The sequence below is a fragment of the Sphingomonas sp. BLHR8 genome, assembly GCF_056821725.1.
The window spans coordinates 794,779-821,487 of the sequence record NZ_JBPDIM010000001.1 but is presented as its reverse complement, the minus strand read 5'-3'; the positions used below and the strand labels follow the sequence as shown (position 1 = coordinate 821,487).

24 protein-coding genes and 2 tRNA genes are annotated in these 26,709 nt (G+C 67.9%); 19 read left to right on the top strand and 7 right to left on the bottom strand.

Features of this window, described 5'->3' with window-relative positions:
- From ACRYJK_RS04065 to ACRYJK_RS04020, 10 genes are read left to right on the top strand one after another with little or no spacing between them, the layout of a single operon-like run.
- Positions 1-552 (top strand): flagellar basal body-associated FliL family protein, encoded by a 552-nt coding sequence (locus ACRYJK_RS04065; protein WP_482666295.1) that lies wholly within the window; start codon positions 1-3, stop codon positions 550-552.
- A complete protein-coding gene (locus tag ACRYJK_RS04060; RefSeq protein ID WP_482666294.1) occupies positions 549-1,388 on the top strand; it encodes a FliM/FliN family flagellar motor switch protein in 840 nt (279 codons plus the stop codon). The genes ACRYJK_RS04065 and ACRYJK_RS04060 overlap by 4 nt, the downstream gene beginning before the upstream one ends.
- Positions 1,385-1,705: a flagellar motor switch protein FliN gene (gene fliN, locus ACRYJK_RS04055; RefSeq protein WP_482666293.1), complete on the top strand. Its 321-nt coding sequence runs from the start codon at positions 1,385-1,387 to the stop codon at positions 1,703-1,705. The genes ACRYJK_RS04060 and fliN overlap by 4 nt, the downstream gene beginning before the upstream one ends.
- Entirely contained in the window at positions 1,702-1,974 is a 273-nt protein-coding gene (locus tag ACRYJK_RS04050) for a flagellar biosynthetic protein FliO (protein WP_482666292.1), read from the top strand. The genes fliN and ACRYJK_RS04050 overlap by 4 nt, the downstream gene beginning before the upstream one ends.
- Positions 1,967-2,728, top strand: a complete 762-nt coding sequence (gene fliP, locus ACRYJK_RS04045; protein ID WP_482666291.1) for a flagellar type III secretion system pore protein FliP — start codon at positions 1,967-1,969, stop codon at positions 2,726-2,728. Before ACRYJK_RS04050 ends, fliP begins: the two co-directional genes overlap by 8 nt.
- Positions 2,725-2,994, top strand: coding sequence for a flagellar biosynthesis protein FliQ (gene fliQ, locus ACRYJK_RS04040; RefSeq protein ID WP_482666290.1), 270 nt, complete (start codon positions 2,725-2,727; stop codon positions 2,992-2,994). Before fliP ends, fliQ begins: the two co-directional genes overlap by 4 nt.
- A complete protein-coding gene (locus ACRYJK_RS04035) occupies positions 2,991-3,776 on the top strand; it encodes a flagellar biosynthetic protein FliR (protein WP_482666289.1) in 786 nt (261 codons plus the stop codon). The genes fliQ and ACRYJK_RS04035 overlap by 4 nt, the downstream gene beginning before the upstream one ends.
- Positions 3,773-4,909 carry an EscU/YscU/HrcU family type III secretion system export apparatus switch protein gene (locus tag ACRYJK_RS04030; RefSeq protein ID WP_482666288.1) on the top strand — a complete coding sequence of 379 codons (1,137 nt, stop codon included), beginning with the start codon at positions 3,773-3,775 and terminating at the stop codon, positions 4,907-4,909. The genes ACRYJK_RS04035 and ACRYJK_RS04030 overlap by 4 nt, the downstream gene beginning before the upstream one ends.
- A 42-nt stretch (positions 4,910-4,951) precedes the next feature.
- Positions 4,952-6,538 carry a flagellar filament capping protein FliD gene (gene fliD, locus ACRYJK_RS04025; protein WP_482666287.1) on the top strand — a complete coding sequence of 529 codons (1,587 nt, stop codon included), beginning with the start codon at positions 4,952-4,954 and terminating at the stop codon, positions 6,536-6,538.
- Positions 6,535-6,897, top strand: coding sequence for a hypothetical protein (locus ACRYJK_RS04020; protein WP_482666286.1), 363 nt, complete (start codon positions 6,535-6,537; stop codon positions 6,895-6,897). Before fliD ends, ACRYJK_RS04020 begins: the two co-directional genes overlap by 4 nt.
- On the opposite strand, the gene galE is transcribed toward ACRYJK_RS04020, so the two are convergent.
- Entirely contained in the window at positions 6,894-7,895 is a 1,002-nt protein-coding gene (gene galE / locus ACRYJK_RS04015; protein WP_482666285.1) for a UDP-glucose 4-epimerase GalE, read from the bottom strand. The two genes, ACRYJK_RS04020 and galE, sit on opposite strands and share 4 nt — an antisense overlap.
- Positions 7,896-7,981: 86 nt before the next feature.
- Between galE and ACRYJK_RS04010 the strand changes: the two genes are divergently transcribed.
- Genes ACRYJK_RS04010 through ACRYJK_RS03995 form a run of 4 tightly spaced genes read left to right on the top strand, consistent with a single transcriptional unit; the run spans position 7,982 to position 12,709 of the window.
- The gene (locus ACRYJK_RS04010) at positions 7,982-9,154 is read left to right on the top strand and encodes an acyl-CoA dehydrogenase family protein (RefSeq protein WP_482666284.1); all 1,173 of its coding nucleotides are present in this window, start codon (positions 7,982-7,984) and stop codon (positions 9,152-9,154) included.
- Positions 9,155-9,163: 9 nt separating this feature from the next.
- Positions 9,164-10,360: a CoA transferase gene (locus ACRYJK_RS04005; RefSeq protein ID WP_482666283.1), complete on the top strand. Its 1,197-nt coding sequence runs from the start codon at positions 9,164-9,166 to the stop codon at positions 10,358-10,360.
- The gene (locus tag ACRYJK_RS04000) at positions 10,353-11,894 is read left to right on the top strand and encodes an acyl-CoA dehydrogenase family protein (protein ID WP_482666282.1); all 1,542 of its coding nucleotides are present in this window, start codon (positions 10,353-10,355) and stop codon (positions 11,892-11,894) included. Before ACRYJK_RS04005 ends, ACRYJK_RS04000 begins: the two co-directional genes overlap by 8 nt.
- Positions 11,891-12,709, top strand: a complete 819-nt coding sequence (locus ACRYJK_RS03995; RefSeq protein ID WP_482666281.1) for an HTD2 family dehydratase — start codon at positions 11,891-11,893, stop codon at positions 12,707-12,709. The genes ACRYJK_RS04000 and ACRYJK_RS03995 overlap by 4 nt, the downstream gene beginning before the upstream one ends.
- A 13-nt stretch (positions 12,710-12,722) precedes the next feature.
- Here ACRYJK_RS03995 and ACRYJK_RS03990 read toward each other — a convergent pair whose 3' ends face one another.
- Together ACRYJK_RS03990 and ACRYJK_RS03985 are read right to left on the bottom strand one after the other, a co-directional pair.
- A complete protein-coding gene (locus ACRYJK_RS03990; protein WP_482667392.1) occupies positions 12,723-13,337 on the bottom strand; it encodes an NADPH-dependent FMN reductase in 615 nt (204 codons plus the stop codon).
- A gap of 96 nt (positions 13,338-13,433) precedes the next feature.
- A tRNA-Pro gene (locus ACRYJK_RS03985) sits at positions 13,434-13,510 on the bottom strand.
- A gap of 165 nt (positions 13,511-13,675) precedes the next feature.
- Between ACRYJK_RS03985 and ACRYJK_RS03980 the strand changes: the two genes are divergently transcribed.
- From ACRYJK_RS03980 to ACRYJK_RS03960, 5 genes are all read left to right on the top strand, one after another.
- A complete protein-coding gene (locus tag ACRYJK_RS03980; RefSeq protein WP_482666280.1) occupies positions 13,676-15,202 on the top strand; it encodes a hypothetical protein in 1,527 nt (508 codons plus the stop codon).
- A 26-nt stretch (positions 15,203-15,228) separates the two neighbouring features.
- Complete coding sequence (locus ACRYJK_RS03975) at positions 15,229-17,967, top strand: TonB-dependent receptor domain-containing protein (protein WP_482666279.1); 2,739 nt, start codon at positions 15,229-15,231, stop codon at positions 17,965-17,967.
- 114 nt (positions 17,968-18,081) lie between these two features.
- On the top strand, positions 18,082-18,789 hold the full coding sequence (locus ACRYJK_RS03970) for a CoA transferase subunit A (RefSeq protein ID WP_482666278.1): 708 nt from the start codon (positions 18,082-18,084) through the stop codon (positions 18,787-18,789).
- Positions 18,789-19,445: a 3-oxoacid CoA-transferase subunit B gene (locus tag ACRYJK_RS03965; protein WP_482666277.1), complete on the top strand. Its 657-nt coding sequence runs from the start codon at positions 18,789-18,791 to the stop codon at positions 19,443-19,445. Before ACRYJK_RS03970 ends, ACRYJK_RS03965 begins: the two co-directional genes overlap by 1 nt.
- A 10-nt stretch (positions 19,446-19,455) precedes the next feature.
- A complete protein-coding gene (locus ACRYJK_RS03960) occupies positions 19,456-20,697 on the top strand; it encodes an NAD(P)/FAD-dependent oxidoreductase (RefSeq protein WP_482666276.1) in 1,242 nt (413 codons plus the stop codon).
- Between the two features lie 135 nt (positions 20,698-20,832).
- Here ACRYJK_RS03960 and ggt read toward each other — a convergent pair whose 3' ends face one another.
- The 4 genes from ggt to ACRYJK_RS03940 form a co-directional block, all read right to left on the bottom strand.
- The gene (gene ggt, locus ACRYJK_RS03955; protein ID WP_482666275.1) at positions 20,833-22,620 is read right to left on the bottom strand and encodes a gamma-glutamyltransferase; all 1,788 of its coding nucleotides are present in this window, start codon (positions 22,618-22,620) and stop codon (positions 20,833-20,835) included.
- 2 nt (positions 22,621-22,622) lie between these two features.
- Positions 22,623-25,550, bottom strand: coding sequence for a TonB-dependent receptor domain-containing protein (locus ACRYJK_RS03950; protein ID WP_482666274.1), 2,928 nt, complete (start codon positions 25,548-25,550; stop codon positions 22,623-22,625).
- Between the two features lie 611 nt (positions 25,551-26,161).
- Positions 26,162-26,236: transfer RNA gene (locus tag ACRYJK_RS03945), tRNA-Val, on the bottom strand.
- 52 nt (positions 26,237-26,288) lie between these two features.
- Positions 26,289-26,669, bottom strand: a complete 381-nt coding sequence (locus ACRYJK_RS03940) for a response regulator (protein ID WP_482666273.1) — start codon at positions 26,667-26,669, stop codon at positions 26,289-26,291.
- Between the last annotated feature and the right edge of the window lie 40 nt (positions 26,670-26,709).

The following is a 26,709-nucleotide window of genomic DNA, read 5'->3' as shown; positions in this document are numbered from 1 at the left end:
ATGGCCAAAGCTGCCGATGATCAGCCACCCGTGAAAACGAAGCGCGGCGGGCGTCTCGTCATCGGGCTGCTCGGCGCGACCATCGTCGCCGGGGCGGGGGCAGGGGTCGGCTGGTGGCAGGGCCGCGCGGCACACGCGTCGGGGCCTAACGGGCCGCAGCTCGTTGCGCGCGAGGACGCCGACGAAGCGCTCGTCGAAGCGGCAAGGCGCCGCGGGGGCCGCCCCGACCCGCGTCTGTTCCAAGCGCGCTACATTCCAATCGAAGGCAATTTCGTCTCGAACCTCGGCGGTAGCGGCTATGTGCAGCTCGGCATCGGCGTTCGGAGCTTTTACGACGAGAGCGTCGCGCAGGCGGTCACGCATCATCAAATGGCGATCCGCTCGGCCGTGCTCGCGTCTCTGGCGGAACAAAGCCCCGAAGCGCTCGCGACGAGCGAGGGGAAACGCGCCCTGCGCCGCGACCTGACGCGCATCATCGATCAGGTGCTTCGCAGCAACGAAGGCTTCGGCGGTGTCGACGATGTCTATTTCACCAGCTTCGTGATGCAATGAGCGTGGCGAGCGACATTCCGGCGCCGTATCGCTTTCCTGACGCGAAGCCCGACCTTGCCGATGACCGGGTGGGCGAGCTGATCGGGAAGCAGTTGCGCGCCCGCCTCGAGACTGCGTTCCGCGAGCTGATGCGCGCGCCGGTAGAATTGCGCATCGGCGATGCTGAATGGCGCGCTGTCGACGCACAGTTGGCGGCCGTTGCCGTGTGCGACCGTGAAGGACCCGTCGCCTGGGTCGAGATCATGCCGGCGGCAGTGTCGCAGATCGTCGACCGGCGTTTCGGCGGCAACGGCGACCACCCGGTAACCGTTGGTCCGCGTCCCAACGCAAGCGAACGCGCAACCCGCGAGCAACTGGGCACGTCGGTGGCGGAGGCGATCGGCTCGGCTCTCACCCTGGACGGGCTGACAGCGCTCCCGTGCGGCGCGCTGTGGTGCGACGAACTGATGGAGCGTCCTGCCCCGGGGCTCGTCGTCCAGTTCGTCGCCGACTTCCCCCGCGGCGAACCTGTCGAATTCTCGCTTCGGCTCGCACCGGCTCTCATCGGCAGCATCGCTCGGCCCGAGCCCCGCAACGCGAGCGCGTGCCGCGAGTGGTCGGAGACGCTGGCCCGCGCCGCGCAAGCCATACGTTTCGACGCCCGCGTCGTGCTGGCGAGGCCGACCATCCCGCTGTCGCGGCTCGCCGCGCTGGAGGAGGGCGACCTTTTGCCCATCCAGATCCCCCCATTGGTGCCGCTGGCGATCGCCGGTCGCCGCATCGCGCGGGGCGAACTCGGTGAGCAGGACGGCGTCTCGGTCCTGCGGCTTCAAGACATCGAAGGATTGCAACGATGACCCCCGACCCGATCAGCCGCGTCGCAGCGAGCGCCCTTCCCAGTGCCGCGAGCCTCGCCGCCTTTGCCGATGTCCCCGTGCGGCTATCGGTCGAGGTCGGCAGCGCGGGGCTGTCGCTGGCCGAGCTCCTCGCGCTGGAACCCGGCGGGCTCGTCGAGCTCGACCGTGCCGCGAGCGAACCGCTCGACATCCTCGCCAATGGCGCGTTGATCGCGCGGGGGGAGGTGGTCAGCGTCGATGGTCGCTTCGCTGTTCGCGTGACCAACGTCGCCGCCGCGACGGGCGACGCCTGGCCAACCCTGGAGCGTCGGCGGTGATCGCCGAGTTTCTGGTCCGCCTGGTCGGCGGCCTCGCCCTAACCGGCGCACTGATCGTTGCGACGCTCGCCATGTGGAAGCGAGGCGGCAAGGGTCTCTCCTTCCTCAAACCCAAGGTTGCGGGGCTGGCGGTCACCGATGCGGTCGCCCTGGGACAGGCCGGAAAGCTCGCGGTCGTGCGTTTTGGCGATCGCGAATTGCTCGTCGCCATGACCCGCAGCGGCACCGAACTCCTCGCCCATCGCCGGCTGGACGACCACAATGCGTAAGGTGATCGCCGTCCTCCTGCTGGCCTTGGCGGGCCCGGCACACGCCGCGACGGCCGGCGGGGAGGCGCTGGCGGTCGGTCGCGCGGTCGCCAGCGCGGTGGAGGCGGGGGCGGGGTCGGGGGCGCCACTGTCGCTTTCGCTGCAACTGCTGCTGCTGATGAGCGTGCTGACGCTGCTGCCGTCGGTGCTTCTCCTCATGACCAGCTTCACCCGCATCCTGATCGTGCTGTCCATCCTGCGGCAGGCGCTCGGGCTGCAGCAAACTCCGCCCAATCAATTGCTGGTCGGGCTTGCGCTGTTCCTGTCGGCGTTCGTGATGAAGCCGGTGATCGACGACATTGCGGCGAATGCGGTCGCCCCCGCGCGCGCGGGGGCGATCTCGACGGAGCAGGGCGTCGCCGTTGCGGGCGCGTCGCTCCACCGTTTCATGATGGCCCAGACGCGCGAAAAGGATCTGAAGCTGTTCGCCGATCTCGCCGAAGCGGCACCCTTCGCCCGCGCCGAAGACGTGCCGTTCACGATCCTGCTTCCGGCGTTCGTGACCAGCGAGCTTAAATCCGCATTCATGATCGGCTTCCTCATTTTCCTCCCGTTTCTGGTCATCGATCTGATGGTCAGCGCGACGCTGATGGCGCTCGGCATGATGATGCTGTCGCCGACGTTGGTGTCGCTTCCGTTCAAGCTGCTGCTGTTCGTGCTGGTCGACGGCTGGGCGCTGGTGATGGGGAGCCTCGCCTCCTCCTTCGTGCTGTGAACGGTGAAGCCCTGCTCGACGTGGCCGGCCAGGCTATGTGGTTGCTTGTGCTGGTGTCGGCGCCGGTGCTGGCGGCGGCGCTGGTCGTCGGCTTGCTGCTCGGGATGATCCAGGCCGCGACCTCGATCAACGAGCAGACGCTCAGCTTCGTACCAAAGCTCGTGGCGGTGGGGCTCGTCCTGCTGCTGTTCGGTGCGGCGATGATGGGGTTGGTGGTCGACTTCACCGCCGACGTCTTTGCCCGCATCCCCGACGTCGTGCGATGAACGCAGCGGCGACGTTCGGCAATGTCGAGGCGTGGCTCACCCTCGCGCTGTTCGCCTTGGTGCGACCGAGCGCCGCCCTGATTGCCGCGCCGCTGTTTGGGGGCGCGCAGGTGCCGCTGCAGCTTCGTCTCGCGATTGCGCTCGCGATCGGCATCGCGGGTCTTCGCGGCGTGTCCCCGGCGGGCCTCCCCGACCCGCTAAGCCTGGCTGGCGTGGGCGCAGTGGCGGGGGAGGCCGCGATCGGCGCGATGATCGGCTTCGCCGTCCAGCTCGGCTTCGCCGCGGCTCTGACCGCGGGAGAAGTTGTGGGGGGAGCGATGGGTCTCGGCTTTGCCGCGCTCGTCGATCCGCTGAGCGGCCGTCCGACGCAAGCGCTCGGCCAGTGGCTGACGGTGATCGCGACGTTGCTGTTCTTCATCGGCGACGGTCACTTGCTGCTGATGGCGACTATCGCCGACAGCTACGCGCACTGGCCCATCGGCGGCGATCTCGGCCTCATCGACGAGGCGGGGCGGCTGGCGGGGCTGGGCGGCGCGGTGCTGAGCGCCGGCATCGCCATCGCAGCCCCGGTGCTGGGAGCGGTGCTGATGGTGCAGCTCGCGATGGCGATGATGGCGCGCTCCTCGCCTCAGCTCAATCTCTTCGCGGTCGGCTTTCCGGCGATGTTGCTCGCGGGGCTGTTGCTCCTCGCGCTCGGCTTTCCGGCGATCCGTGCGGCGATCGACGAGGCGCTCGCAGCAGGTCAGGCGGAGGCGCAGATCATGGCGACCAGGGGCCGGTGAGCGAGGGCGGCGACAAGACCGAGGCACCGACCCCCAAGCGGCGGCGCGACGCCGAGGAAAAAGGGGACGTGCTCAGCTCACGCGATCTCGCGACGGCCTTGGTCCTCGCGGGCGGGGTCGGTTGGATGTCGAGCTGGGGCGGAGCGCTCGTCACTGGAAGCGGCGACGTCCTCGCCCGCGGCTTGCGGTTGAGCAGCGGAGACCTCGCACATTTCGACCCCGGTAACGCGATCGCCCGGCTGATCTTCCCGCTGTTTTTGCCCATGGCCGCATTGTGCGCTCTCACCGTTGCAGGGGCGATCGCTTCACCCTTCCTGCTTGGGTCGATCCGGCCGCGCTGGGGAGCGGCGGCGTTCAAGGCAAGCCGCATCAACCCCGCCGCCGGGATCAAGCGCATGTTCGGCGCACAGGGGCTGATCGAGCTGGCGAAATCATTGGCGAAGGTCGTGCTGATCGGCGTGGTCGGCTGGTTGATCGCCGTGCGCGCTTCGGTCCCCGTGGGCGGGGGCGTGCGCAGCGCTGAGCAGTTCGCCGGCGACCTGGCAGGCGATCTCATCGGCGGGTCGCTCTGGCTCACCGCAGGCCTCGTCCTGATCGCCTTGATCGACGCACCGGTGCAGGCGATGCAGCGAACGAAGCGGCTGCGCATGAGCAAGCAGGAGGTGCGCGACGAGGCGAAGCAAAGCGACGGTTCGCCGGAGACCAAGGCGCAGCAGCGACGCCGACGGCATGAGCTCCTGTCCGCGTCCACTCGCCGGGGGGTGGCGGAAGCGAGCGTCATTCTGACCAACCCGGTGCATATCGCAGTCGCGCTTCGCTACCGCCCGGGCGAGGACCGCGCGCCGATCGTCGTCGCGCGAGGGAAGGGCGCGACTGCCGAGGCGGTGCGGCTGCTGGCCACGGAGGCGCGGGTGCCGATCCTCCCCTACCCGCAGCTCGCGCGCGCGATCTACTTCACCTCACGCGATGGCCACCCGATCGACGAGGGGCTGTATCGCGCGGTCGCGTTGGTGCTCGCTTTCGTCATGCGGATGGACGCGCGCGCCGCAAGTGCCGTCCCGCCCACGGTCGAAGTCCCCGACGATCTGCGGTTCGACCCCGACGGTCGGAGGGAGATGTCGGGCCATGCCTAAAGCAACGCCGTTGGGCGCCGTAATTCTGGGCACGGAGGGGGCATGACGACATCCATCACGACCGCGCTCGGCGCGGGATCGGGCATCGACACTCGCGCGCTTGTCGAATCTCTGGCCACGGCTGCTGCCGCGCCGGCCAGAGCCGCACTCGACGGACGCGAAAGCGCCAACCGCGCGCTGTTGTCCGCCCTGGGTGAAGCGGGCGGCGCGCTCGATGCGCTGGCGAAGGCGATGAACGACCGGGTGCAGGCGGGCGGTCTGCGGCCGACCCTCGTGCCATCCGATAGCGGTGCGGTCAGCGTCGGCGAAGCCAGCGGTGCCGTGCCGGCCGCTGGGCTGACATTGGAGGTGCTCGCTCGCGCATCTTCGCAGACGAACGTTACGCTGCCCCAGGCCGTCGGCGCGCGCTTCGGTCCGGGGACGATCGCGATTCAGGTCGGCGACACCGAAACCCGCCGCATCGACATCGCGGCGGAGGCGACGATGGAAGACATCACCCGCGCTCTGGCCAACGCTGGCGCCGGCGTGAGCGCGCAGCTTTTCACCGACGCGAGCGGGCAGCGCCTGTCGATCAGCGGCCCGAGCGGCGCGGCCTCGGGCTTTACCATCGCCGTTGAAGGCGGCGACGATCGTCTCGCCGGACTTTTCGACGGGGCGGTCAAGGTCCGCAGCGCTGCCGACGCACGCATTCGCATCGACGGCGTCGAACTCACAAGTGCCAGCGACCGTTTCGTGGACGTCGTCGGCGGAGCCACGCTGACCGTCACCGGCGCCGCGCCCGGTGCCCGCATCACCCTGACCCCGAGCCGGCCGGACACGACCGCCGCAAGCCTGCTCAGCGATTTTGCCGACGCGTATAACGAGCTGCTCGATCGGCTCACCGCCTTGTCGGCCAACCGGCCCGGTGAGGCGGTCGGAGCTGCGCGGGGCAACCCGGCGCTGCGCGAGATGATCGCTCGGCTTCGTACATTGACCACGACGCCGTTGGGGAGCGGCGGCGACGGGCCGGGGACCCTTGCGGAACTCGGTCTTAAAACGCAGCGGGACGGCAAGCTGAGCTTTGACCGGGCCCAACTCGATCAGGTCCTCCTGCGCGATCCGCAGGCCGTCGCGAGAATACTGCTACCTGCGGCGAGGAGCGACAGTACGGGAGTCCGCGTGACCAGTGACCCGGGACGCGTACTGCCGGGCGCTTATGCGCTCACAGATCTCGCGCTTTCGCCGGAGGGGATTGCGAGCGGGCGGATCGACGGCGTAGTCATGCAGGCCTTTGGTGATCGTCTGGTGGCCCCATCGAGCTCGCGTGCGCCGGGACTTGTCGTCGAACTGTCGCCCGGCGTGGCCGCCACAGCGCGGGTCACCATTTCAGGGGGCCTCACGGGTATTCTGCGAAGCGTGCGTGACTCGATATCCGGCTCGAACGGTGCCTTGACGCGGTCGCGAGCGAGTGCGGAAGGTGAAGCACGGCGCATTGCCGACGATCGCGCGGCCGCGGAGCGGCGAGCCAGCGCCTACCGTGCTCAGCTCGAAATGCGCTTTTCCTCGATGGATCGGCTGGTGGGCGGATTTCGTGCGACCCAGGCCTATCTCACGCAGCAGATCGCGGCGTGGAACGCGACCGAGCGATGAGGGAGGCCGTCGCGCCCGCAACCTACTACCGCAGTGTCGCCGTGGCTGCACGGATCGCGGCGGCGAGCCCGTACGAGCTGACGCTGATCCTTTACGAACAGCTGCTGGATGCGCTCGGCCAGATGCTCGCGGCGCCCTCGCCGCTCGCCCAGGTCGCGCCACGCAGCCAGGCGCTCGCCCTTCTGCACGGACTCGAGCAGGGGCTGGACGATGGCGCCGATGCCCGGCTTGCGGCGGACTTCAGGACGCTGTTTCGTAGCATCGCGGCGCGCGTTGGCGGGGACGATGCGTCAGCACTGCGCGCGGCGCACGGCGATGTGGCCGACCTGCTGGCCATGTGGCGAGGCTTGAAGCCCTAGCGGCGGCGCTCGCTCAACTGCCGCTCCCATGCCAGCGCGTGTGCGACGATGGTGTCGAGGTCGTCGAGTTTGGGGCGCCACGGCAAGGTCGCGAGGATGCGGGCGTTGTCGGCGACCAGCGCATCCGGGTCGCCTGCACGGCGCGGCTCCATGCGCCGGTCGAGCGTCACGCCAGCGACGCGGTCGACCGCGTCGCACACCTCCAGCACCGAAAAGCCCCGCCCGTAGCCGCAGTTCATGACGTGGCTCCTATCAGGCTGGGCGATCAGCGCGTCGAGCGCGTCGAGGTGCGCCGCGGCAAGGTCGGTGACGTGAATGTAATCGCGCACGCCGGTTCCGTCGGGGGTCGCGAAGTCGGTGCCGAACACCGCGATGTGGCTGCGCTTGCCGAGCGCCGCTTCGCCCGCGACCTTGATCAGGTGCGTCGCGCCCGCCGTCGACTGCCCGGACCGGCCCGCCGGGTCCGCACCCGCGACGTTGAAATAGCGGAGCGCGGCGTAGTTCATCGGATGGGCCGCCGCGACATCGCGCAGCATCCATTCCGTCATCAGCTTGCTGCGGCCGTAAGGGTTGATCGGTTCGGTCGGCATATCCTCCCGCACGGGCACCCGATCCGGGATGCCGTAGGTGGCGGCGGTCGAAGAGAAGATGAAATGTCGCACTCCGCCAGCGAGCGCCGTTTCGATCAGCGCCTCCGAGGCCGCGGTGTTGTTGCGATAATATTTGAGGGGGTTTTCGACCGACTCCGGAACGACGACGGAACCGGCGAAGTGCATGATCGCGCCGACCTTGTAGCTCGCGATCGTCTCCGCCATCGCGTTCCGGTTGGCGACGTCAGCTTCGACCAGCGGGACGCCTTCGGGAACCGCCCAGGCAAAGCCGGTCACCAGATTGTCGACCACCACCACGTCCCAGCCGGCATCGCGCAGCGCCAGTACCGCGTGGCTGCCGATATATCCGGCCCCGCCGGTAACCATGACGGTGAATGGCTGTGACATAGTTGCTCCCTCGATCGGATCCTGCTTGCCCGTAGCCGCGCGAGCGTAAAGATGGCACCCACAGATTCGGGACGGAGAATGCGAGCATGATCGAACCGGCGCGTGGCATGGACGCAGAGGTGTTCGATGCGTTCATCGACCAGCTCAAACGCTATGTCCGCGAACGGCTCATCCCCGCAGAGCCGGACGTGATCGCCCATGACGCCATCCCCCCGTCGATCGTCGACGAGATGCGGGACATGGGCCTGTTCGGGTTGACGATGCCGGAGGAATACGGCGGGTCGGGCATGAATATCTCGCAATATGTCGAGACGATCCGCGTGCTCAGCTACGCGCTTCCGGCCTACCGGTCGATCACGTCAATCAACCTCGGCATGGTCTGTTCGGCGATCAAGAACAGCGGCACGGCCGAACAGAAGCAGGCCTGGTTGCCGAGGCTCGCCGCCGGTGAGGTCGCCTGCTTCGGGCTAACCGAGCCGGGTTCCGGATCCGACAGCGCCGCGATGCAGACCACCGCGGTGCGGCGCGGCAACGGTTATGTGCTCAATGGGTCCAAGCGGTACATCACCAACGCCCCGTTCGCGAAAATCGGCCTCATCATGGCCCGTACCCACCGGGAGGCGCTGCCCAAGAACGCGCACGTGTCCGCCTTCATCGTCGACATGGACACGCCGGGCATCAGTCGCGGCAAGTCCGACAAGAAGATGGGGCAGGCGGGCAGTCACATCGGCGACCTTTATTTCGACAACGTTGAACTGCCCGGCGACGCGCTCGTCGGAGGTGAGGAGGGGCGCGGCTTTGCCATCGCCATGCAGAGCCTCGACAACGGGCGGCTTTCCGTCGCGGCAGCGAGCGCCGGTTACGGCCGCCGTATTCTCGACACGGCGCTCCGCTACGCCCGCGAACGTCAGGCCTTTGGCGAACCGATCGCGAATTTTCAGCTGATCCAGGCCATGCTCGCCGACAGCGAGGCCGAACTCTACGCCGCCGAATGCATGATCGCAGACGCGTGCGCGCGGGCCGATCGCGGCGAGAATGTCCTGCGCAAGGCGGCGTCGGCCAAGATGTTCGCGTCCGAAGCGTGCGGGCGCGTCGCCGATCGATGCGTGCAGATCCACGGCGGCGCCGGTTACCTGGCAGAGTATGAGGCGGAGCGTTTCTTCCGCGACGCGCGCATCTATCGCATCTACGAGGGGACGACCCAGATCCTGCAGCTGGTCATCGCCCGCAACATGTTACGCGAGGCCGCGGCAGTTTGAGCGCGCCGCATGTTTGACCTGCTGCGCGGGCTGACCGTCGTCGAAGCGTCGTCATTCATCGCCGCGCCGAGCTGCGGTCTTTACCTCGCGCAAATGGGCGCGCGGGTGATTCGTGTCGACCAGATCGGCGGCGGCCCGGACTTTCACCGCTGGCCGGTGTCGGATGAGGGCGCCTCGCTTTACTGGGAGAACCTCAACCGGGCGAAGGAGAGTGTGGCGATCGACCTGTCCTCGCGCGAGGGCCGCGATCTGCTGGCCCGGCTGGTGGGGCGGGCGGGGGTGTTCCTGACCAATTTCCCGGCGGACGGCTTCACCGCGCACGAGCATCTGCGACAATCCTGCGAAGACCTCGTGACGGTGCGCGTCATGGGGCGGGCGGACGGTGGTTCGGCGCTGGATTACACGGTCAACGCAGCGGTCGGTTATCCGCTTCAGACGGGCGAGGGGCCCGGCCCGGTCAATCATGTCCTGCCCGCGTGGGACCTCCTCACCGGCGCTTATGCGGCCTTCGTCCTGCTGGCGGCGCTGCGACGTCGCGATGCGACGGGGCAGGGGGGCGAGGTGCGGGTGCCGCTCGAGGATGTGGCGATCGGCACCGCCTCCAATCTGGGCGCGCTGGCGGAGGTGCTGCTGCGCGGGACGGACCGTCCGCGCTATGGCAACAGCGTTTACGGTGCGTTCGGTCGCGACTTTGTGACGCGTGACGGCGAGCGCATCATGCTGATGGCGATCACCCCGCGGCAGTGGCGTGCGGTCGTCGACGTTCTGCAACTGAGTGACGCTGTCGCGACCGTCGAAGCCGAACGCAGCGTCAGTTTCGCGCGCGACGAAGGAACGCGCTTCACCCATCGCGACGCGCTCTATCCGCTGTTCGAGGTGGCGATCGCCGGCTGGGATCACGCCGCGCTTGCTGCCGCGCTCGACGCCGCCGGCGGATGCCACGCCCGCTACCGCACCATGCTCGAAGCCGCGCAAGAAGCAGCGCGGACCGAGGGCAATCCCATCTTCAGCCGGCCCGATAATCCGAGCGGCGCAGAATATCCGGCCGCAGGCGCTTTCGCGCATGTGATGGCCGCCGAGCGCGGGGATGCGCGGCCTGCGCCGCAATTAGGTCAGCACAGCTTCAGCGTCCTGCGCGACCTGTTGGCGATGGACGACGCGGAGGTGCGAGCACTTCACGCGCGGGGGGTGATCGCCGATGGATGAGACGGTCTCGCAGACGCAGGCATGGGTTGCAGCCGCGCGCGAAGCGGTCGTGACCCGGCATGGGGTCTCACCCGGGATCGAGGCCCAGCACGACACGCACGGCTTGGCCTGGATGGCAACGCTCGCCGCGGGTATTGAAGCTGTCCGTCGCTGGGCAGAGCGACGCGCTGGTCACGATCGCGACATCGCCGAACTCGCGATTGTGGAGGCACGGGCGCAATTGGCGCATGGGGTCGCCATCGGCCCCAACGAGTCTTTCCGGCCCGCCTCGCTCGGTCTGGAATTCGCAGCGCCCCCGCCGGAAGCGCCGCTCCGGCGGCGGGTTGCGGATGCGCTGCTGGACGGGCGCCAGCCGGATGACAGCAGCGGTGACGCGACGCTCGATGCCGTGCGCGCGCAATATCGTCGTTATGCCGACGAGCGCATCCTGCCGCACGCACACGGCTGGCATCTCGCCGATGCCCTGATTCCCGACGCGGTCGTGGACGATCTTGCGGCGATGGGAACGTTCGGGGTGACCGTTGCCGAAGCGCACGGCGGGCTCGGCCTTGGCAAACTCGCCATGTGCATCGTCTCTGAGGAATTGTCGCGCGGGTGGATTGCGGCGGGGTCGCTGGGGACACGAAGCGAAATCGCAGCCGAACTGATCGCGACCGGGGGCACCGATGCGCAGCGCGAACAATGGCTGCCGCGCATCGCGGCCGGCGCCGTCCTGCCCGCCGCCGTCTTCACCGAACCCGACGTCGGCTCCGACCTCGCGAGCGTCGCCACGCGGGCTCGACCGTCGCGCGACGGCTGGCGCATCGACGGCGCCAAGACGTGGAGCACGCACGCCGTCCGGTCGGACCTGATGACGCTGCTGGCGCGCACCAGTGACGCGCCGGGATATGCTGGCCTGTCGATGTTCCTCGCCGCGAAACCGAGGGGTAGCGATGCTGCGCCGTTCCCGGCACCGGGCATGAGCGGCAGCGAAATTGCGGTGCTGGGTTATCGCGGAATGCGCGAATATGCCCTCCAGTTCGACGGTTTCGAGGTCTGCGGCGACGGCTTGCTCGGGGGTGAGGAGGGGCGCGGGTTCAAGCAATTGATGCAGACGTTCGAAAGCGCACGCATCCAGACCGCGGCGCGCGCGGTGGGGGTTGCGCGCCGCGCGTTCGAGGTCGCCCGGACCTATGCGCTCGATAGGCGGCAGTTTGGTCGGCCGATTGCGCACTTCCCGCGCGTCGCGGACAAGCTTGCGATGATGGCCGCCGAAATCCTGATGGCGCGCGAGCTCGCCTATGCGGCCGGGCGTGCCAAGGACGAAGGCAGGCGCTGCGATATCGAAGCCGGGATGGCCAAGCTTTATGCCGCGCGCGTGGCGTGGAGCTGCGCCGACGCGGCGGTGCAGATCCACGGCGGCAACGGCTACGCGCTCGAATATGAGGCGAGCCGGCTGCTTTGCGATGCCCGCGTGCTCACCATCTTTGAAGGGGCGGCGGAGATTCAGGCAGAGGTCATCGCAAGAGGTCTGTTGCGGGAGAAGAGGGCGTGAGCGATCAAGCGGTTCGGGTCAGTCAGGACGTGCTGACGGAGGCGCTCGCCGCGCGCTTCTGCGCGACGTTCGACGCCGGCCTTCCGGGGGATGGGCTGATGCCGTCCGGCATCCACTGGTGCCTGTGCACGCCCGACGCGCGGACGGGTGCGCTGGGCCGCGATGGCCATCCGCTCGACGACGGACTGCTCAGCGCGCCTGCGGGCCTGCCGCGACGAATGTGGGCGGGGAGCGAGGTCGAGTTCCTGCACCCGATCCGCATCGGCGCGCAGGTCGAGCGCCGCTCGCGTGTCCTGTCGCGCAAGGACAAGGACGGTGCGAGCGGTCGGCTCCACTTCGTGTCGGTCGCGCACGACATCCTCGCCGACGACGAGCCCGCGGTGCGGGAGGTGCAGCAGCTCGTCTATCGTGCCGACGTGCCGCCCGGGACGACGCCAGTGGAGCCTCCACCGGCGCCGCCGACGTCGCCGTTCGAGCGCGCGAAATGGCAGCGCGACATCGTGCCCGACGCCGCACTGTTGTTTCGCTACTCCGCGCTGACCTTCAATACGCACCGCATTCATTACGACGCCCCCTATGCGCGGGGGGTGGAGGCCTATCCGGCGCTCGTGGTGCACGGCCCGCTGCTGGCGACGCTGCTGCTGTCGCTGGCGAGCGAGGTGTTCGAGCGTGCCCCCAGACGCTTCCGCTTTCGCGCGAGTTCGCCGGCGTTTGTCGATCGGCCGCTGAAGCTGGCCGCGATGGAGGAGGGGGAGGGGCTGGGGCTCGCCACGCTGAGCGACGGTCGCGAGACGATGCACGCGACCGCGAGCTGAACGGGGCTGGTGTTCAGGCGTCGACGGGATCGCGCATCGATCGCCGGGCGCCTTCGACGACCTGCTGGCCGACCAGCGCGAGCTGCTGTTCGACCCTCGGATCGGTGCAGCGTCCATCTTCGGTGAAGAGCCCGCGATATGTTCGCACCGTCGCGCCCATCGGCGTCGGCCAGCCGCGCAACGCGTGCACGATGCCGCGCATGGTGATGAGCGTGCTCATCGTCGCCTGATCGCCATACGCGGTAGCGATGAGACCGACCGACCTGCCATCGAGGTACGGCCGCTCGTCGCGCGCGAGATCTTCGAGGAAGTCGAGGGCATTTTTCACCATGCCCGAAATGGTGCCGTGATAGCCGGGGGCGGCGATCAGGAGGCCATCCGCATGACGCACAGCTTCGACCAGCTCTGACCCTGTCCCCGGGGCATGGCCCGGCCCGCCATAGTAGGGGAGGGCGGAGAGATAGGCGCCGTCGAACAGCATCACGTCCGCTCCTGCCTGCCGCGCGAAGTCTGATGCGACCACCAGCGCCCGTTCCGTCCCGCTGCCGGGGTTCACCGTGCCTCCGACTGCGACAATGCGGATCACGAATGACTCCTTCTCGGCGACGCGGCGGTAACGGCGAGGCATCGCCGCTTCGCAATAAGCAGGCGGCCCCACGATCAGGTCGCTAGCACAGACGAGCGGCGCCGCGCCAACCCTTCGCAAGACATGTGAGCAGGGTGATGGTCGGGGAGACAGGATTCGAACCTGCGACCCTCTGCTCCCAAAGCAGATGCGCTACCAGGCTGCGCTACTCCCCGACTGGCGCGCGATAGGGGGATGGCGCGCCATCGGCAAGCGCTAGGTCATTGTCACAGGCCCGTAACGAAACCGTCACGCCGCGGTCATCTGTCTGCCACGTCTGAGTCATGGAAGGCGGCCAGAGGCGCGCTCAAGCCGGATGGGCCGGCAGGGAAGCGCGACTCATGATCTCCAACGTTCGTCGTACCGCCGTCCTCGGCGCGTCCATCGCTGCCATCACGCTTGCCGGCTGCGGCGCGGATGACGTGGCTTCGCCCGGCGAAGGCGTGATCGTTCTCCCGGCGCCGGCCCCGGCGCCCGCGCCCGCTCCGGCGCCCACCCCGACGCCGACCGCCGGCACGCCGGCGGCGAGCTGCCCAACCGGGACCGTCGACGTCGGCACCATCCAGGTCGCCGCCAACGACACCCGTCGCAACTGCCAGATCAGCGGCACGATCGGCGGCGCGCTGAGGCTTCAGAACCTCGCCGGCACGATCTATTCGCTGTCGGGCAAGGTGCAGGTCGGCACCGACCAGGGTCCCGATGCCAACGCGCCGATCGCGGGTTCGCAGCGCGGGGTATTGACGCTCGATGCCGGGGTGGTGCTGTTTGGCGCGTCGGGCGCGGACTTCCTCGTCGTCAACCGCGGGTCGCAGCTCAACGTCGACGGCAGCGCGACCAAGCCGGTGGTGATGACCAGCCGTAACAACGTCATTGGTCAGTCGACCCCGGATTCGATCGGTGAATGGGGCGGGCTCGTCATCCTCGGCCGCGCGCCCATTGGCGACTGCGCCGATGCGGGCGCAACCGGCGGCAGCGTTCAGTGCCAGGCGCCGGTCGAAGGGACCTCGGGTTCGATCTACGGCGGCAACGCGGCCAACGACAGCTCCGGCACGATCCGCTACCTTCAAGTCCGCCATTCGGGCTTCAAGGTCGATACCAACAACGAACTCAACGGCATCACGCTGGGCGGTGTCGGCGCGGGCACGGTGTTCGAATATGTGCAGGTGCACAACAGCTCGGACGACGGCATCGAATGGTTCGGCGGTCGTGTGAACGGGCGCTACCTGGTGCTGACCGGCAACGACGATGACAGCCTCGACATGGACTCAGGCTGGAAGGGCGCGCTTCAGTTCGTCATCGCGACGCAGCGGGCCGGCGGCGGCGACAAGCTGATCGAGGGCGACTCCACGGACAAGCCGGTGGACGCGACGCCGCGCACCGAGTTGCTTCTGTCGAACTTCACCTTCGTGACGCCGCGCAGTGCCTCGCCGATTCAGTTGCGTGGCGGCATGGACGCGACGCTCGTCAACGGGGTTGTGTCCGGCACGCAGTGCCTCGACATCGACACTGCGGCGACCGTGCAGACGACCGGCAGCGACGAGAAGGGGCCGCCGAAGCTCAACTCGCTCTACTTCGCCTGCGCGACGCCGTTCGTCGACGACGCCGACGTCAATGCAGCGGCGGTGAAGGCGCTGTTTGACGCGGGCAGCAACAATCTGGTCGGCACGTCGACGCTGACGAACATTTTCGTCAACGGCGCCAATGAAACCGGCCGCCCGGCATTCAATTCGACGACCCTGTCGAGCTACTTCTCCAATGCCGGTTACATCGGCGCGGTACGGGGCGATCAGGACAACTGGTGGAAGAGCTGGACCTGCGGGCTCGGCGCCGGCGCGATGTCGTGCCAGTCGATCCCGGCCGCCGGCTGAACCTTCCTCCAGTCGGATAACGCACGATGACCAGCCGCCTGCTGCTCGCCGCCCTGTGCGGCTCCACCGCGCTCGCCTCGCCTGCCTGGGCGCAGGAGACCCCCATCGCCACGGTCGCGCCCAGCAACCCGGCGGCGGGCGGGGACGCTCCGCAGTCCACCGCGGGGCAGCAGGAGGTCGAAGTGTCGGGCCCCGGGGCGGACGTCACCGGTGACATTGTCGTCACTGGGCGGCGCCGGGAAAACCTGGCGCGCGAAGCGCCGTCGGTGGTGTCGGTGCTGTCGGCGGCGGACATCGCGCGCACCGGCGAGGGCGACGTCGCGGCGGCGCTCGGGCGGGTGACCGGCCTCAGCGTCGTCGGTGGGCGGTTCGTCTATGTGCGGGGCTTGGGCGAGCGCTATTCGCAGGCGCTGCTCAACGGGTCGCCCTTGCCGAGTCCCGAGCCGCTCCGCCGCGTGGTGCCGCTCGACCTCTTTCCGACCTCGATCCTCGCGTCGACGGTGGTGCAGAAGAGCTTCTCGGCCAATTACCCGGGCGAATTTGGCGGCGGGGTGATCAACCTGACGACGCGCTCCGCACCGGAAGATGGCTTCCTGGACGTCGGCGTGTCGGTCGGCGGGGACAGCATCACCACCTTCGAACTCGGTTACACCTACTTCGGCTCGCCGACGGACTGGACGGGCTTCGACAGCGGCCGGCGGAGCGTTCCGGGACCGCTCGCTGCGGCGATCGGTTCGGGCAATCGGCTGGTCATCGGCGAGAACTTCACGCGCCAGCAGGTGGTCGACATCACCGCCAGCCTCAACAACGCCGGCACCTCGCTGATCCAGCGCAACCGTGACACGCCGGGCAACTGGGCGGTCAACCTGTCGGCGGGGGAGAGCTGGGACCTGGCCGATGACACCACGCTCGGCCTCGTCGTGACCGGAGGACTCGACAACAGCTGGCGCACGCGCGGCGGGCGTCAGCAGGCGGGCACGCGCACCGGCACGCCGGGCAGCGCGAACGAAGCACTGCTGCCGTCGTCGGATTTCCGCTATCTTACGACCGAAAATCGCATCGTCGCCAACCTGATGGGTTCGATGGGGCTACGGCTCGACCGCCACCGCTTCCGCCTGACCGGGCTGTTCATCCGCGACAGCCTGAAAGAGGCGCGTGCGGCGGTCGGCAATAATTTCGACACCGTCAGCCAGAGCGCGGTGCGTCCGGACGCGACACTACAGACGGGCAATACCGGTTGGTACGAACGCCAGCTGATCGACGGCCAGGCGGTGGCCGAGTTTCGCTTCGGCGACTTCAGCCTCGACCTGCGCGGCAGCTGGGCGAAGTCGAGCCGCGATGCGCCATACGAGCGCAGCTACAGCTACGCCTTCTCCGACACGATCGGCGATTACGTCAACGACCTGCGCTCGCCGGGCCAGTCGGCAGGTGTGAGCTTCTCGACGCTTGACGATACGCTGTGGTCCGGCGCGGTCGACGTCGCCTACCGCCTGCCGTTCGATCGCGAGATCACGCTGTCGGCGGGCTATGCCTACACCGACAACGACCGCAACGCGGTGCGACGCGACTTCGAATTCTTCCCCTTGGGCGCGCTGCCCGCGGCGGTGGCGCAGCAGCGGATCGACTATCTCCTGTCCGACGTGAACGCGCAGGTGTGGAACATCCTGCTGCGCGAGACCACCGGCGGGTTGGGCTCGGCAGCCTATGATGCGGCGCTGGTGACGCACGCCGGTTACGTCATGGCGGATGTCGAGCTGACCGACGCGCTCAAGCTCAACCTCGGCGTGCGTTACGAAAGCGGCGACCAGTCGGTTACCCCGACGGCGCTGTTCGGCCAGCCGGCGCTCGCGCAGACGCGGCTCGAGCGCGATTACTGGCTGCCGGGCGTGACGCTGACGTGGAGCCTCGCCGACGACATGCAGCTGCGCCTCGCGGGGTCGAAGACCATCGCGCGGCCGCAGTTCCGCGAGCTCGCGCCGCAGCCCTATCGCGACACCGAGTCGCAGCGCACCTTCTTCGGCAATCCGTTCCTCACCGACAGCACGCTGTGGAATGCCGAAGCCCGCTACGAATGGTATTTCGGACGTGATCAGCAGCTGTCGATCGCGGGCTTTTACAAGCATATCGACAAGCCGATCGAAGCGACTGCGGTCAATCTCGGGTCCTCGCTCATCACCAGCTTCGCCAACGCACCGCGCGCCAAGCTGTGGGGCGGGGAGATCGAACTGCGCCGCTATATTCCGCTGGCGTCGCTCGGTAGCGAGGGCAGCTTCTGGTCGTCGCGCCGCCTGGCGGTGATCGGCAATTACGCCTTCACTGACAGCGACATTCAGGTGCGCGAAGGCGACACCACCATCAGCTTTACTAGCCAGCCCGCGCCGATCGCCGCCAATCTGGTGTTCGACACGACGCAGCGGTTGCGGCTGACCGGGCAATCACGCCACCTCGTGAACCTGCAGTTCAGTCTGGAGGACGAGGACACGCTGTCGCAGCAGGCGCTGCTGCTGACCTATGCCAGCCCGCGCGCGACGCAGCGAGGTCCAAACCTGACCCCGGACTTCATCGAACGGCCGGGCGTCCGCCTCGACCTCGTGCTGCGGCAGGGTATCCCCGTCGGCGATAACATAATCGAGCTGAAGGCGGAGGCTCGCAACCTCCTCGGTACCGACTATCGCGAAACGCAGCGGCTCAACGGCAGCGAGCTGATCATCAACGCCTATGACGTTGGCGTGTCCTTCTCGCTCGGCGCCACGATGAAGTTCTGACCCCGCGCCCACTGCCGCCTCAGCGCCGCGCGATGCTTTTGCCTTGCATCGCGCGGGCGCTGCGACTTTAGGCAGAGGCAAGCCCCGCCGTGGGCGAGCATGGACGCGAGACGCATGAACAAGATCTACCCCTCTCCCGCCGCGGCACTCGACGGGCTGCTGCGCGACGGCATGACGATCATGAGCGGTGGGTTCGGCCTCTGCGGCAATCCGGAGAGCCTGATCCCGGAGGTGCGCGCGGCGGGCGTGACCGACCTCACCATCATCTCGAACAACGCCGGGGCCGACGGGCTGGGGTTGTGGACGCTGCTCGAAAGCCGGCAGGTCGCGAAGATGATCTCGTCCTACGTCGGCGAGAACAAGCTGTTCGAGCAGCAATATCTGTCGGGCGAACTCGAGCTCGAGCTGAACCCGCAGGGGACGCTGGCGGAGCGGATTCGCGCCGGCGGCGCGGGGATCCCGGCCTTCTACACCAAGACCGGCGTCGGCACCGTGGTGGCGGAGGGCAAACCGGTCGAGACGTTCGAAGGCGAGGAGTATGTCCGCGAAACCTGGCTCCGCGCCGACCTCGCGATTATCAAGGCCTGGCGCGCGGACGAGGCGGGCAACCTCGTGTTTCGCAAGACCGCGCGCAACTTTAATCCGAACATGGCGACCGCGGCCAAAGTGACCGTCGTCGAAGCGGAGGAAATCGTCCCCGCCGGCAGCCTCGACCCCGACTGCATCCACACGCCTGGCATTTACGTCGATCGGGTCGTGCTCGCGACGATCAACGAAAAGCACATCGAACAGCGCACCGTGCGCCAGAGGGAGGCCGCCTGATGCCCTGGACCCGCGATCAGATGGCCGCGCGCGCGGCGCAGGAGCTGCGCGACGGCTATTACGTCAACCTCGGCATCGGCATTCCGACGCTGGTGGCGAACCATGTGCCCAACGGCATCCACGTAACGCTGCAGAGTGAAAACGGGATGCTCGGCATCGGCCCGTTCCCCTATGACGACGCCGTGGATGCGGACCTGATCAACGCCGGCAAGCAGACCATCACCGAGCTTCCGACGTCGAGCTTCTTCTCCTCCGCCGACAGCTTTGCGATGATCCGGGGCGGGCATATCGACATGGCGGTGCTGGGCGCGATGGAGGTGAGCGTTTCCGGCGACCTCGCCAACTGGACCATCCCGGGCAAGATGGTGAAGGGCATGGGCGGCGCCATGGACCTGGTCGCTGGGGTGAAGCGCATCGTCGTGGTGATGGACCATGTCTCCAAGGACGGCAGCCCCAAAATCCGCAACGCCTGCTCGCTGCCGCTGACGGGCAAGCGGGTCGTTGATCTCATCATCACCGACCTCGGCGTGATCGAGGTGGACAAGCGTGCGGGGACGCTCACGCTGATCGAACTCGCCCCCGACGTGACCGCGGAACAGGTGATCGCAGCGACGGAGGCACCGCTGTCGGTCCAGCTCGCGACGCAAGCGGCCTGATCGAGCGACGGTGACGAGCGGTCAGCCAGCGCGAGCGGATGTCGTCATCGTCGGTGGCGGCCACGGCGGCGCGCAAACCGCCATCGCGCTGCGCAAGCTGGGTTTTGCGGGCAGCATCTCAGTCCTCTCGCGCGAGGCCGAGCTGCCCTACGAACGTCCGCCGCTGAGCAAGGAATATCTCGCCGGCGAGAAAAGCTTCGATCGGCTCTTGCTGCGTCCCGCCGACTTTTGGGCCGAACGGGGCATCGATTTCGAGCTTGGGCACGCGGTGGTGGCCGTCGATCCTGTGCAGCGCACCGTGCTGCGCGACGACGGTGCGTCGTGGGAATATGGCTCGCTCGTGTGGGCCGCTGGCGGCGCGACGCGACGGCTCGACGTCCCGGGTGCCGAACTCGGGCGCGTCCACCCGATCCGCTCGCATGCCGATGCCGACGCGATCATCGCCGCGCTGCCGATGGTCGAGCGCGTCGTGGTCGTCGGGGGCGGGTATATCGGGCTCGAAGCGGCCGCCGTGATGCGCAAGCTCGGCAAGGCGGTCACGCTGGTCGAAACCCTGCCGCGCGTCCTGGCGCGCGCGACCGGCGAGGAAATATCCGCCTTCCTCGAACAGGAGCATCGCGCCCACGGCGTCGATCTTCGAACGGGCGTGGGCGTGGTGCAGGTAATCGACGACGGGGAGGGGCGCGTCGGCGGCGTGGCGCTCACCGATGGCGGAGAGGTGCCGTGCGACCTCCTGCTCTACGGCATCGGTATCACTCCGGAGGTCGCGCCGCTCATCGCCGCAGGCGCGGCGGGCGGAAACGGGGTGGAGGTCGACCAACTTTGCGCGACCAGCCTCGACCGGGTCTATGCTGTCGGCGACTGCGCAGCCTTTGCCAGCCGGTTTGCGGACGGGGCGGTCGTCCGGCTCGAGTCCGTCCAGAACGCGACCGACATGGCGGCCTGCGCGGCTCGCGCCATCTGCGGCGACCCCCAGCCTTATGGCGCGACCCCCTGGTTCTGGTCGAACCAGTATGATTTGAAACTGCAGACCGTCGGGCTGGCCATCGGCCACGATCGCGGGGTTGTGCGCGGCGAGCCGAAAGACCGCAGCTTTAGCGTCATCTACCTGAGGGAAGGGCGCGTTGTCGCGCTCGACTGCGTGAACGCGATCCGCGACTACACGCAGGGGCGGCGACTGGTGGAACAGCAGTCGATCATCGATCCCGCACGCCTCGCCGACACCGCGGTCCCGCTCAAGGAGCTCACCTAGATACAAAAAACCCCGCCGCCCGTGGGGGGCGGCGGGGTTTATGGCGGGCATGGCAAGGATTGACCTTGCGACTCCTACGATGTCACCGCAGCGGGGAGTAGATACGCCCGCCGCCCCCAAGCGTCGGGGTCACAGTTACCGGACGCCGATCGCTCCCGCATCCGGGCGGCGGGTGTCGGCGGCGCCGAGGAACCTTGTTTCGCCGTCGGTCCTGCGCTCGATCATGATCGACTGCACGCTGCCCATGCTGTTCGACGGACGCACGACGTGGCCCATCGCCGCGAGGCGTTCGGCGAGAACAGGGGAGAACCCCGCCTCATACTCGAGCGGACTGCCCGGTCCGCCCTGATTGATGCGGGGACGCTGCGCCGCTTCCGCCACGTTCAGCCGATGATCGATGACGTTGCTCACCAGCTGCACCATCGTGGCGACGATATATCCGCCGCCCGGCGTGCCGGACACGAGCCACGGACGATCGCCTTGATAAACGATCAGCGGCGTGATGGTGGAGCCGACCCGTTTGCCCGGCACGGGGCGCGTCGCCACCGGGGCGTCGCCGCCACGCCGCTCCCAAGCGAGATTGCCCATCGAATTGTTGAGCAGCACGCCGGTGCCAGGCGCGACGACATGCGCCCCGTAGCTGGCTGACAAAGTATAGGTGTTACTGACGACGTTGCCCCATCGATCGGCCACCGAATAATGCGTCGTGTCCGGACTTTCGTAACGTTCCGGCGCGCCGCGCGGCAGGTCGGCGGCGCCTAGCGCGCGGTTGTCGCGAACGAGGCGAGCGCGCTCGGCCGCATAAGCCGGGCTAGCGAGCCCCGTCGTCGGCGTGATCCAGTCGGGCCCGCCCCCCACCATCCGTCGATCCGCCGCCGCGATCTTCAGCGCTTCGGCGAGCCGGTGGGTTGCCATGACGCTGCCCCACGCGCTGGTGCCCGGCTCGATCCGCTCGAGGATGTTGAGCGCCTGCGCAACGCTGACCCCGGAAGCCCCGGGCGGCATGAGCGCGATGCGATGCCCGCGATAGGTCGACCACAGCGGCGCGCTGACGACCGCACGATAGTTGCCGAGGTCGGCCAGCGTCATCACGCCGCCCCCGCTCCGCATGCCAGCGACGATCCGCTCCGCGACCGGGCCGCGGTAGAAGCCGTCCGGTCCGCGCCGCGCGATCTGGCGCAGAGTCCAGCCGAGGTCGCGCTGGACCAGGCGGTCGCCCGCTCGCCATGCGGCACGATTGCGCTGAAAGAATATCCCGGTCGCGGCGGGATCGTCAGCCATCAGCGCGCGCTGATCGGCATGCGCCTCCGCCTCGTCGTCGGAAAGGGTGATGCCGCGCTCGGCGAGGCTGATTGCCGGCGCAAGCAGCGTGCCCCAGCGCAGCGACCCATAACGACGGTGTGCCTCCCACAGGCCCATCACCGTGCCGGGGATGGCCACGCCCTTCATCGACATGACCTTAGCCTGATCGACGCGCCCGTCGGCACCGAGCAGCAGGTCAGGCGTCGTCGCGGCAGGCGCCTGGCCATAATAATCGATGGCGATGGTCTCCGCCGGACGCGCGCCGTTGGCGGCCATGTGGACGAGCATGTAGCCGCCGCCGCCGACATTGCCCGCGCGGGGCAAGGTCACCGCGAGCGCGAAGCCGGTGGCGACCGCCGCGTCGACGGCATTGCCGCCCTTGCGCAAGATTTCGGCACCCACCCGCGCGGCGAGGGCGTTCTGGCTGACCACCATGCCGTCCCGCCCAATCGTCGGGTGGTGGATCTGCGCGTAGCTGACGATGTCCCCGCCGCTCGCGCGCGGAGGTGCTTCGGCGGGGCGTGCGGCGGGCGCGGTCTGGGCGAATAGCGCTGCGGACGGCAGCGGCCCAAGCGACAGCGCCAGGGCACCGCCGAAACCAAGTACGAAGCGTTGCCGCACCGTCAGATGCTCACCCGCACGCTGGTGTACCAGTAACGGCCATAGGGGTTGTAGAGGCTCCCGAGATAGCCGTTCGACGACAGCGGCGGCGCCTCGTCGGTGAGGTTGCGCACGCCGATGCGCCAGCGGAAATCGGGGCCGTCGTCCTGACGCACGCGATACTGGAGATAGAGGTTGGCCGTCTGCGTGCCGTCGATGATCCAGTTGGCACCCGCGCTGTCGACCAGCCCGCTGTCGAGCACCGACCCCGTGTACTGGGTGTAGGCGCCGACCTGCAGGTCACCCATGTCCCACGTCAGCGATGCGTTCCACTTCCAGCGCGGCTTGCCGTTGCGCCGGACGAGGTCGCCTTGCTCGGCGATCAGCGTCCCGGCGTTGATCTGACCGGCGGCACGCGCGTCGAGCAAGGTCTGGATCGCCGGCGACGGCTGGAGGAAGAATTTGTCGAGATAGGCGACGTTGACCGACAGGTTGAAGCGCCCGACCGACGTGCTCGGGCTGCGCCAGACGAGGCCGAAATCAACCCCCGACACCTCCTGCGGCAGCAGGTTGGTGTACTGATCGCGCACGAACAGCACGCGGCCCGCCGGGGTCAGCCCCGACCCGGCGAACAGCGCGATGTCATCGGCGGTCGGGGCGGCGCGGATCACGTTGGGATCGCTCTGCCCCTGCGTGCGCAGCAGATAATCGTTGATGAGCGCGTTGCCTTCGCCGAACAGCCCGACGATCCCGCGTTGGCGGATGCTCCAGTAGTCCGCGGTCAGCGTCACCCGGCCCACTGCATCGAGGAAGCTCGGCTCGAGCACGATCCCGACGGTCCAAGAGCGCGACGTCTCGGGCTCGAGGTCCGGGTTGCCCGATCGCTGCGCGGTCGTCGCGAACCCTTGCGCGCACTGGTTGAACGAGGTGATCGCGCCGGTCCGCAACTGCGCCTCGCAGCGGATATAGTCGGTGCGGGTGTTCGACCGCGTCACGACCCGCGCGTTGATCTGTTCGAGGTTCGGAGCCTTGAACCCTTCCGAATAGGAACCGCGCAGCCGCACACCTTCGACCACGTCCCACGCTGCGGCGATCTTCGGCTTGGCCACCGAACCGACGTCGCTGTAATGCTCGAACCGGCCGGCGAGCTGGACATCGAGGCGATGCACCAGCGGGACGTTCATCTCGGGCGAGATGATCGGCAGCGCCAGTTCGGCATAGGCGGCGCCGACCGTCCGGCGACCGTCGGTATCCGGCGAGGGGCTCGATCCGACGAGGTCGCTGCCGTTGCCGAAACCGGTCACCGCGTCGGTGAAGGTGATCGTTCCATCGAGGCGCGCATCGCGATCGTCGCGCTGCGTCTCGCGCCGGATCTCGCCGCCGATCGCCAACCCGACATTGCCCGCCGGCAGGGCGAACAGGTCGGGCGTGCTGCCGCGGACGTCCCACAGCGCCAGCGTCGCGCGCGAGCGACGGGTGGTGGTGATGCGGATCGCGTCGATTGCGGCCTGGCTGCTCGGGCGCGGATCGGCGAGCGAGGGATCGGCAGGGTTGCCGCCGTTGAACGGATTATAGGCATCGGGGGTGGCGAGGGCGAGCTGACGCTGCAGGAGGGTGGCGCTGATGCCGTCGGACTGGTCGACCACCTCCGCCTCGGAATAGAGCGCCGCGCTTTCCCAATCCAACCCCAGCGCTTCGACGCGCACCCCGGCGAGCAGCCGGAACTGCTGGTTGTCGACCTCGACCCGGTTCGGCCCGACATCGGCGAAATTGTAGCTCGATATGGTGACCGGCAGACCCGCCGCGGGGGCGTTGATCCCCGCCAGGCGGTTGGGGTTCGTCTGCCCGTTCAGCACCGCCGCGCCGAACGGATTATAGTAGTTCGTCGCCGGCACCACGATCGGCCCCGAACTCAGCGTCCCGGTCGACCCCTGCAGGCTTTGCGAACGGCCGCGGTAGTAGCCCGCCTCACCGAACAGTTCGACGCGCTCGCTCACCTCGTAACGGCCGGTGAGGAACAGGTTGAGCCGCTGCACCGCCGGCTGGACCGACGTATTGTAGGCGAGCGGCGCGTCGAAGCGCAGATTGCGGTCGACGGTCGTGGTGCTCGGCGCGCCGTCGTCAAGGCAAAGCCCGCCTGCGAGCGCCGCCTGGCAACCCGGATTGGTGTTCGGCTGGATGTGAAACTGGCCCGACGCATTGGTCAGCGGCGTCGTCCCGCGCGTCACGCGCACGTTGCCGACCGTCGCGAACGACCCCCACGGGGTGATCGTGCTGCGTCCGTCGAGCGAGGTGGCATTTGCGAACGGCGTATCCGCAAACAGCGGCAGCTTGTTGTCCGACGCGGTGTAGCTCTGGCTGCGCGCGTCGAGTGCGGTGCGGTCGGTATAGTCGGCGAACAGCGTGATGTTGCCGCGCCCGTCCCCGATGTCGCGGCCGAACACGCCGTTGAGGTTGAGCTCGCTGAGCGACGTTCCCTCGGCGAAGCCATATTGCGCGGTCAGTTCGGCGCCGTCGAAGTCGCGGCGCAGAACCGTGTTTACCACCCCGGCAACCGCGTCCGAGCCGTAGATCGCCGCCGCCCCGTCGCGCAGCACCTCGAGCCGCTCGACCCCAGCGACGGGAATCGCATTGGTGTTGTAGGTCAGCACCGGCACCAGATTGTCGTCGGCGCGGCTGGTGGGATGGAGCACCATGCGGCGCCCGTTGAGTAGCGTCAGCGTGTTGCCGACACCCAGGTTGCGAAGGTTGACCGAACCTACGTCGCCGCGCGCGGAATTCGAGCTGTTGGGGAGATAGGAGCTGTTGAAGCTGACATCGCCCATCTGCGGGATCGACCGAAACAGCTCGTCGCCGCTGACCGCCGCGGTGTTGGCAATCTCTTCCTGCCCGACCACGGTGACGGGCAAGGCGTCGTTGATCCGGCTGCCGCGAATTTGCGTCCCGACCACGACAATGTCGCTCTCTTGGACAACTTCGTCGGGCGTCGCAACATCAGCAGGGGGCGTCACGGCGCCTTGTGCCTGCGCCCAAACCGGCGACGCGCACACGAGGAGCGCTGTGGACGTCAGCAAGGAGCAGCAAGCGCGCATTTCGAAAATCCCCCTTCATTTGATAGCTAGGAAGTATCAAGCCCGAGCTCGTTGTCAAATAATGGGTATGGCATGTCTGCGTGGGTCAAACGCGAGCGGCCGTTTGACCGCCGTCACGCGTCATTAGAACACAGAGGGTTGCAAGCCGATGATCGGCGCACGCGGGTCCCAGCTTGGCACCCGACGTGGGCCAGAGAACCCGCACACGCAGATCTTCTTCATAAACCTCGGGCCGGCCTCCTGATAGGTGAACGAGCGAAGCGCCTGCAGAGATTATGGACCGGATGCGGATGCGCGCCAAACGCTCTATCGCGAAGCCCATGGCGGCGGGCATTTGCGTGCCCAGAATTTGCCCAAATTGACCGCGATTTGCCCAAATTTTCTGGGCAAATCGCTGGTTTAAATACTGACTGGTGCTCGGCCAAAGCCAAAAAAAAGCCCGCCAACTCATTGAGAAGGCGAGCTTTTTATGGTGGGCGTGGCAAGGATTGAACTTGCGACCCCTGCGATGTCAACACAGTGCTCTACCACTGAGCTACACGCCCGTCGGGTCGGGGCTTTAGGTGGACGCCCTCCGCTTGGCAAGCGGGGGAATCGCTAAAAGCCGCCGGCGCGCGCTTCAGCGAATTCGGCCTCCACCTGGCGCACGAGATCCTTGAGGTGAAAGGGCTTGGAGAGCACGCGCGCCTCGGGCAATTCATCGCTTGCCTGCAGCGCCACGGCGGCAAAGCCGGTGATGAACATGATCCGCGGCGGCTGGGCGAGCCGACGCGCGGCCTGCGCCAGCGCGATGCCGTCCATTCCCGGCATGACGATGTCGGTCAAAAGCAAGTCGAACGTGCGGCTTTCGATGAGCGCCAGCGCCTGCTGCCCGTCCTCCGCGGTGCTGACATGGTGGCCTGCGCGTTCCAGCGCCTTGGCGAGATAGGCCCGCATGATGGCGTCGTCTTCAGCTAGGCAGATTCGGAGGCTCGGCATGGCGCTCGCTGTAGCGCGGCGGTGTTAACGAAACCATCGC